Source organism: Mycobacterium sp. 360MFTsu5.1, from assembly GCF_000383495.1.
Lineage (GTDB): Bacteria > Actinomycetota > Actinomycetes > Mycobacteriales > Mycobacteriaceae > Mycobacterium > Mycobacterium mucogenicum_B.
Genome location: NZ_KB911478.1, coordinates 66,689 through 74,504 on the forward strand (window position 1 = coordinate 66,689; position 7,816 = coordinate 74,504).

The window sequence follows — 7,816 nt, forward strand, 5'->3', positions numbered from 1 at the left end:
CACGGATGAGGAATGGGTCTGGTGAGACTCGACGTGATGGCGCCCGCACAGATCGCGGCGACGACGGCGGCGACGGCCGTGCCGACGCGGCTGTTGAAGTTTCATGCCCCGGAGATCGTGTTCGGTATCGACTCGATGGCGGAGGCTGCGCACGCCGCCGTCCGCCTGGGCGGGCTGCGGCCCATGCTGGTCACCGACCCCGGGCTGATCGAGGCCGGCTGGGTGGCCGAGCTGGTGGGGCACCTGCGCGCCCAGTGCGTCGAGGCGCACGTGTGGAGCGCGCTGACCCCGAACCCCAAGGACCACGAGGTAACGGCCGGCCATGAGTTCTACCGGTCGCACGGCTGCGATGTGCTCATTGCGTTGGGCGGCGGCTCGGTGATCGACGCGGCCAAAGGCATCGCGATCCTGGCGGCCAACGGTGGCCACATCCTCGACTACGCCGGAGTCGACAAGGCGACGGCGCCGATCCCGCCCCTCGTGGTGCTGCCGTCCACGTCGGGTACCGGCGCCGATGTCTCTCAGTTCTGCATCGTCACCGACACGACCCATAACACCAAGATCACCATCTTGGGCCGTGCCCTGGTCCCCGACATCACCGTCATCGACCCCCGGCTGCTGACCACCATGCCCGAATGGCTCAATGCGGCAACGGGTCTGGATGCGCTGACGCACGGTATCGAGGCGTTCGTGTCGCTCGGACACAACCAGCTGACCGACCACCACGCACTGCGGTCGGTCGTGATGGTCACCGAAAACCTCGTCACCACCATCGAGCGACCGCAGGACATGCCGGCCCGCGTGCTGATGGCGCAAGCCGCGTTGGAAGCGGGTCTCGCGTTCACCAACGCCATCCTGGGGGCCGCGCACGCCATGAGCCATCAGGTCGGCGGGCTCCTCGACCTGCCGCACGGCGTCATCAACGGCGTGCTGCTGCCCCATGTGGTGCGGTTCAACGCCGAGGCCGACCCGGCTCCTTTCGCCACCATCGCCGCCTGCCTCGGGATCGCCGACAAGCGCGCTCCAGAGCTGGAATCCGCACTGGCACTTGCCGACCGACTCCAAGAGCTGGCCAGACAGGTGGGCGTGCCGCGCGGTCTCGCCGAATTGGGAGTACGTGACGCCGACGTTCCGGTGTTGGCCCACAACGCCCTTCAGGATGCGTGCCTGACGACCAACCCCCGCCCCATCGACGACGCACAACTGCGCGCGCTGTTCCGGGCTGCGCTATGACGACCCTGCCCGGCAACCCGGTGGTGCCGCGGCGCGCGGCCGCCCCGGATCTGGACCAGCTCACCGGCGTGCGTTCCGGCAAAGGCACGTTCTATCCCGAGTTCCGGGTGGCCGCGCAACGCACCGAGCGGGTGGTCGCAGCGCTCGACGCCATCTCACGCGCTCTGGTGCAGACCGTCAACGGCCCCGAGAATCTGGTGCGTGCCGTCGCCGAGGCGGCCCGCACCCATCTCGGTGCCGAATGGGTGCTGTTGGCGCTGGCCGACGGCGCCCTGCCGGAGGCACGACCCCGTCACCTCATCCTCGACGCGGAGGGGCACGCATACTCCTTCGAAGGCCTGTCGGGCACCAAACATCCGGTAGCGCACCTGCCGGATGCCGTCCTGAACCGGCTCAACGACGTCCTTCGGGGTCAGCTCGCCCAGTTCCGGGTACCCGTCATCGAAAACCACCACTCGCACGTCCCGATCGAACTCGACGGCGGGGTCGTCGGCGCATTCGCGGCCTGGACGCCACCGCACCGGCTGCTCGACGGTATCGACGAGGCGGTGATGCGCATCCTCGCCAGTCAGACCGCGGTGGCGCTACAGAACTGTGAACTGTTCCAGCGCTCGCAAACCCTGCTGGCCGAGTCCGAGGCACGCAATGCGCAGCTGCTGGCGACGCAGCGCGAACTCGGTGCGGCACAACGCCATCAGGTACTGGACTCCGAGCGGCACCGCATTGCCCGGGAACTGCATGACAGCGTCACACAGACCGTCCTGTCGGCCGGCATGCAGATCGAGGTGTGCCGAAGTGAGGTCGAATCACGTTCCGGTCCAACAGGTCTGGCCGAACGTCTGGACACCGCCAAAGCACTGACCCGATCGGCGATCGACCAGCTACGGTCGGCCATCTATGCGCTCAACCATTCCTCCGACGCCGACCGCTCCAGCCTCCCCGAGCTGCTCGAACAGCTCGCCACGGTGCACATGCCGAAAGACCTGCGGGTGACGCTGCGGGTCGACGGGGATGTCGCCGAACTGCCCAGTGCTGTCGAACGGAGCCTGCTTCGGATCGCCGGCGAGGCACTGTTCAACACCGCGATGCACGGCCGCGCCTCACGGGCCATCGTGCGATTGAGCTACCGCGCCGCCGGGGTCACCCTGTCGGTGTCCGACGACGGCATCGGTGACCCGGACAAACTCCGGATCCGGCTCCAACTCGCCGATGTCGCGGACCTCGACGGACACCATCGCGGGCTGGCCAACATGCTGGCACGGTGCCGCGAATACGGTGGCACCTTCACCGTCGGCCGCTCGCGTATCGGGGGCGTGCGGGTTGTCGCCACCATCCCGCGGGATCCACAAGAAGCTCCGGCCGAAGGAGTCGTGCCATGACCGTTGACACCAGCACCGGGACCATCCGCCTTGCACTGGTGGACGACCACGCCATCCTTCGCCAGGGGCTGCGGTCATTGCTGGAACGCGAAGACGACCTCGTGGTGGTCGGCGAGGCCTCCAGCGAGCCGGAAGCCGTGGCCATGGTCGCAGCGACGCAACCCGATGTGGTGCTGGTCGACCTCAAACTCTCCGCGGGGTCGGACTTCGAGGGATTATCGTTGTGCACCAAGCTTTCCGGCGCCCACCCCGACCTCGGCCTGCTCGTGCTGACCACGTTCCTCGATGAGGATCTGGTGGTACGTGCGGTGCACGCCGGAGCGCGTGGCTACGTGGTCAAGGACGTCGACACCACAGAACTGGTGCGGGCGATCCGTGCCATCTCCGCCGGACAGAGCGCGTTCGACTCGCGCAGCGCCGCTGCCGTGGTCCGCTCGCTCAGCGGCCGCGGCGATCAACGCGAGAAGCTCACCGACCGGGAGATCGAAGTGTTACGGCTGCTCGCGGCGGGGCTGTCGAACCACAAGATCGGTGAGCAGCTGTACATCTCGGCGACCACCGCCAAGTTCCACGTCAGCAACATCATGCGCAAGCTCGACGTCAGCCGGCGCGCCGAGGCCGTGTACGCGGCCAGTAAACGCGGACTGATCTAGGCCGACGATCTTCGTCGGCCTAGATCAGCTGGTGTGGATGTGCGGGTTGACCCTATGAGCCGCTAGGCATTCCGGTAATCGATGACGATGCGGCCGTCGATCTGTCCATGTTCCATCCGCGCGAACACATCATTGATCTCGTCGAGGCGCGCGCTGGTGACGGTCGGCTTGATCAGGCCGCGTGCGTAGAAGTCCAGTGCCTCGGCCATGTCTTGCCGCGTTCCAACAATCGACCCGCGGATGGTGAGTCCCTTGAGGACGATGTCGAAGATCGGGGCCGGGAAGTCGCCCGGCGGAAGTCCGTTGAACACGATGGTGCCACCGCGACGGGCCAGTGCGATCGCCTGACCGAACGCCTGCGGGTGCACGGCGGTGACCAGGACACCATGGACGCCTCCCGTGGCCTGCTGCACCGACTCCACGACGTCGGTGGTACGGGCGTTGATGGCGACCTCGGCGCCGAGGCGGGTGGCGAGCGCGAGCTTGGCGTCGTCGACATCGATCGCCACCACGCGAAGCCCCATCGCGCGGGCGTACTGAACTGCGATGTGTCCCAGCCCGCCGATGCCGGAGATCGCCACCCACTGGCCGGGCCGGGTGTCGGTGACCTTGAGGCCCTTGTACACGGTGACGCCGGCGCACAGGATCGGCGCGATCTCCAGTGGGTCTGCGCCGTCGGGGATCCGCGCGGCATAGTCCGCGTTGACCAGCATGTAGGTGCCGAAGCTTCCGTTGACGGAATATCCACCGTTGCGCTGACTTTCGCACAAGGTCTCCCAGCCCGTCCGGCAGTATTCGCAGCGGCCGCAGGCCGACCACAGCCAGGCGTTGCCAACCTTGTCTCCGACCGCCAGGTCGACCACGCCCTCGCCGAGTGCTACGACCGTGCCGTAGCCTTCATGCCCCGGTACGAACGGCGGCTGCGGTTTCACCGGCCAATCACCGTGCGCCGCATGTAGATCCGTGTGGCAGACACCGGATGTCTCGAGCTTGACCAGGGCTTCGCCATAGCCTGGCGTCGGCAGTTGCAGGTCGTGCACCTGCAGCGGCATGCCGAAGTCGGTGACGACCGCGGCCCGCATGGTGTCGGCGTGTCCCGCCACAGTTTCAGTGGCCAGTGTCTGTGTCATCGATTCACTCCATTCGTGAGAATTGTTGTGGGAAAGGTTTTGAGGTTCTGATTGGCGCAAAGCTGATAGCACACAACGCTATTGACAGTGACGTGCCGCCACATGCCCCGATCGGGCCGAGTACCGGACCTGCCCGGGCGGGCCGGGTACTGCCCAATCGGGCAGGGCCGTCGGGCGCCGACCGAACGCTCCCGGACCGACGAAGCCGTTCCGCAAAGGCGCCACCCCGACGCCACGCACCCGCCATGATGGGTGCCGTAACCAGACACGGCGAAGGTGGATCACGTGGCAACGAGCGAACATCCGAAGGGCACGAGCGCGGACACCCAGCCCGAACGCCTCGGCGTCATGCAATCCCTGACGGCACTGTGCGTCCGCTACGTCGAACGCCTGATGCCCGACCCGTACCTGTTCGCCGTCATCCTGACCGTCCTGGTCGCCGCGATGGTCGCACTTCTGGTCCACGGCGCCACCCCCAGCGGCATGCTCAAGGCCTGGTACGGCGGCGTGTGGGGTTCGCAGAACATCTTCACGTTCGCCTTCCAGATGGTGCTGATCCTCGTGACGGGTTACACGCTCGCCGAGGCGCCCGTCCTCAAGCGCGCCATCGTCCACATCGCGAGCAAGCCGAACAACCAGGTGCAGGGCGCCTTGCTGTGTTTCAGCGTCAGCGCTGTGCTGTCCCTGCTGAACTGGGGACTGGGACTCGTCGCCGGCGCGCTGGTCGCCCGGCAGGTCGCAAAGCGTTTCACCGACGCGCATTTCGGCTACCTGATCGCGGCGGCGTTCATGGGCTTCATCGTCTGGACGCAGGGACTCTCGTCATCGATCGCGCTGGCCAACACCGACAGCAGCAGCCCCATCAACGTGATCCACAAGCTCACCGGCATCACTGTTCCGTTGAGCCAGACCATCTTCCAGCCGTACAGCTGGCTGTCGGCGATCGCGGTGCTGGCGCTGCTCGCCCTGGCGGTCTGGCGCATGGCTCCGACGCAGAGTCTGGCGCCGGATCCGGCGGTGTTCGAAGACGAAAACCAAACGGACAGCGAGGCTGCGGCAGGATTGCCGGCGCCCGGCAAGAAGTCCTTCGCCGAATGGCTCGAGAACCTCTGGATCCTCAACGTCCTCGTATTCGCCGCCGGCATGGCCTATTTCGTGCTCAGCGGATTCGCGCTGAACATCTCCTCGATGATCATGCTGTTCACGATCACCAGCGCACTGCTGCACCGCACGCCGATCCGCTTCATCCGGGCGTTCACCGGCGCCGCCAAGGTGTCCGGCCCACTGCTCCTGCAGTACCCGCTGTACGGCGGCCTCGTCGGCCTGCTCGGTTACCAGGCTACGAAGACCGACAAGCCGCTCCAGACGCTGCTGGCGGAGGCCGTCGTCAATGGCGCCACGGAGCACACGCTGCCGTTCCTGACCTTCATCGGGTCGTTGATCATCAGCCTGTTCGTCCCGTCGGGCGGCGGGCACTGGGCCGTGCAGGGCCCCATCGCGGTCGACTCGGCGCTGGCGATCGGCCAGCGTTCACCCGAGTACCTGGGGCTGATCTCCATGGCGGTCGCTGTCGGCGAAGGCGTCGCGAACATGATCCAGCCGTTCTGGCTGCTGCCGCTGCTGGCGATCGCGAAGTTGAACGTCCGTCAGGTCATGGGTTTCACGGTCGTCGCGTTCCTGATCGGCGTCGTGGTGCTGGGTGCCACCACGCTCATCGCCCCGTACGTGCTCTGACGCCCAACACGCCGCGCGTGCGTGAGAAGAATGCGCGGCGCTTTTGGTGCCGGAAACAAAACTTCGACCGATTTGTCCCCGCATCTTCCGTCGCCGCGTTGTGATGGATCACAATCGGCACGTGTCGTCCCCCTCCCAACTGCCGCCCATCCCGGCGGACGCACCGTTGCGGAAGGTGATCGAGGACCGGATCGACGAGATCGCCACGACGCTGCTCCACGAGGCGGTCCAATCCATCGAGTGGCCATCCCCCATGCCCCTCGAGCATTTCGACGGCGAGGTCACCCCGTACATCATCAGCGGATTTCTGTACGGGCTTGACCTGATCACCGAAGGGCGCAGGGTGACGCGTGCCGAGGCGGCCACCTTTGTCCTGCCGGTCGCAGAACGGCACGCCGAAGACGGGATTCCACTGCCGTTCCTGTTCACCGCACTGCACGCGGGCGTCCGCAAGCTGTGGGAGATCGTGCTGGAATCGGCCACCGAGGGCGACTCGGAAACCATCGCCGCGCTGGGCATCTACCTCGCCGACCTCACCGGGACCATCAGCGTGCTGCTGACCGAGGTCTACCAGGACTCGGATTTTGCGCTGCGGGCCACCACTCGCCGGCAGTTGAGCGCCGTCTGCGCCGGCCTCATCGACGGCGACCCCGGCGTCGACGTGATCGCCAAGCAGGTCGGCATCAAGCTCAGCGATCACTACGACGTGTTGGCGATCCGGGTGGACGTCGACGAACCGCGTACCACCCATGAGACATTGGCGGCGCGCCGGCGGTTACGGCTGGCCAACCAAGTGTTCTACGGGCGCGGCGCCGGTGAAATCCTCAACACGTTCGACGGCCACACGGGCGTCATCTTGCTGCCCGCACCCATCGTGGAACCGCGCGACGACTCGGCCATCGCCACCCACCTCAGCACGCTGGTCGCCGCGCTCAGCGAGCGACTCGATGGCGCGATCTACGCCGCATATCATCCCGACGCCACATTGGCCGCCATTCCCGCGGCGGTCTCGGAAGCCGACGAAATCACCCGCCTGGCAAGGCAACTGAAACGGGAACCTGGCATCTATCAACTGGCCGATGTCCTTTTCGAGTACCAGTCGACGCGCCCGGGGCCGGCGCGTGACCTGCTCGCCCGCCACATCGCGCCGCTGAGGGATCACCCAGGGTTACTCCAGGCGCTCCAAGCGCACCTACAGCACGGTGCTGACCGGAAGGCCGCCGCGGCAGAGCTTTTCATTCATCCGAACACCCTGACCTACCGCTTGCGGCGCATCCAGGACATCACCGGATACGACCCCACCGATCCCCATCAATCACGATTGCTCGCCGCGGCGATGACCATCTACGCCATCGACCATGCGGGTACGGCGGTCGCCGCCATGGCCCCCGGCGATCCCGACTAGCTGTACTGACCTGAGAGGTTAGGTACGCGGCTGGCGGGTGGTTGACCTTTGAGTGCTGTGTGGCCGCGATGGTGATTGTAGGTGTGTAGCCACCGCGGGAACTCGGCGCAGCGTTCGGCGTCGCTGCGGTAGAGCCGGGCGTAGGCCCATTCGTCGGCAAGCGTGCGGTGGAAACGCTCGACCTTGCCGTTTGTCTGTGGACGGTAGGGGCGGGTTCGTCGGTGCTTGATGTCACCCAGAGCATCACGAAATTTGTGTGACCGGTAGCAGGATCCGTTGTCG

7 protein-coding genes are annotated in these 7,816 nt (G+C 66.3%); 5 read left to right on the forward strand and 2 right to left on the reverse strand.

Annotation, left to right across the window (positions count from 1 at the left end):
- Positions 1-36 precede the first annotated feature (36 nt).
- From H289_RS0128130 to H289_RS0128140, 3 genes are read left to right on the forward strand one after another with little or no spacing between them, the layout of a single operon-like run.
- The gene (locus tag H289_RS0128130; RefSeq protein ID WP_029105855.1) at positions 37-1,233 is read left to right on the forward strand and encodes an iron-containing alcohol dehydrogenase; all 1,197 of its coding nucleotides are present in this window, start codon (positions 37-39) and stop codon (positions 1,231-1,233) included.
- Entirely contained in the window at positions 1,230-2,612 is a 1,383-nt protein-coding gene (locus H289_RS0128135) for a MadS family sensor histidine kinase (protein ID WP_020104202.1), read from the forward strand. Before H289_RS0128130 ends, H289_RS0128135 begins: the two co-directional genes overlap by 4 nt.
- On the forward strand, positions 2,609-3,265 hold the full coding sequence (locus H289_RS0128140) for a MadR family response regulator transcription factor (protein ID WP_020104203.1): 657 nt from the start codon (positions 2,609-2,611) through the stop codon (positions 3,263-3,265). Before H289_RS0128135 ends, H289_RS0128140 begins: the two co-directional genes overlap by 4 nt.
- Before the next feature lie 62 nt (positions 3,266-3,327).
- Here H289_RS0128140 and adhP read toward each other — a convergent pair whose 3' ends face one another.
- Complete coding sequence (adhP, locus tag H289_RS0128145; RefSeq protein WP_036421726.1) at positions 3,328-4,395, reverse strand: alcohol dehydrogenase AdhP; 1,068 nt, start codon at positions 4,393-4,395, stop codon at positions 3,328-3,330.
- A 348-nt stretch (positions 4,396-4,743) separates the two neighbouring features.
- On the opposite strand from adhP, the gene H289_RS0128150 reads away from it, so the two are divergent.
- Together H289_RS0128150 and H289_RS0128155 are read left to right on the forward strand one after the other, a co-directional pair.
- Positions 4,744-6,129 (forward strand): TIGR00366 family protein, encoded by a 1,386-nt coding sequence (locus H289_RS0128150; protein WP_029105856.1) that lies wholly within the window; start codon positions 4,744-4,746, stop codon positions 6,127-6,129.
- A 121-nt stretch (positions 6,130-6,250) separates the two neighbouring features.
- Entirely contained in the window at positions 6,251-7,534 is a 1,284-nt protein-coding gene (locus H289_RS0128155) for a PucR family transcriptional regulator (protein ID WP_196810100.1), read from the forward strand.
- Here the strand turns inward: H289_RS0128155 and H289_RS32675 are convergent.
- On the reverse strand, positions 7,531-7,816 hold a 286-nt coding region (locus H289_RS32675; protein ID WP_155944135.1), incomplete at its 5' end, for an integrase core domain-containing protein. The two genes, H289_RS0128155 and H289_RS32675, sit on opposite strands and share 4 nt — an antisense overlap.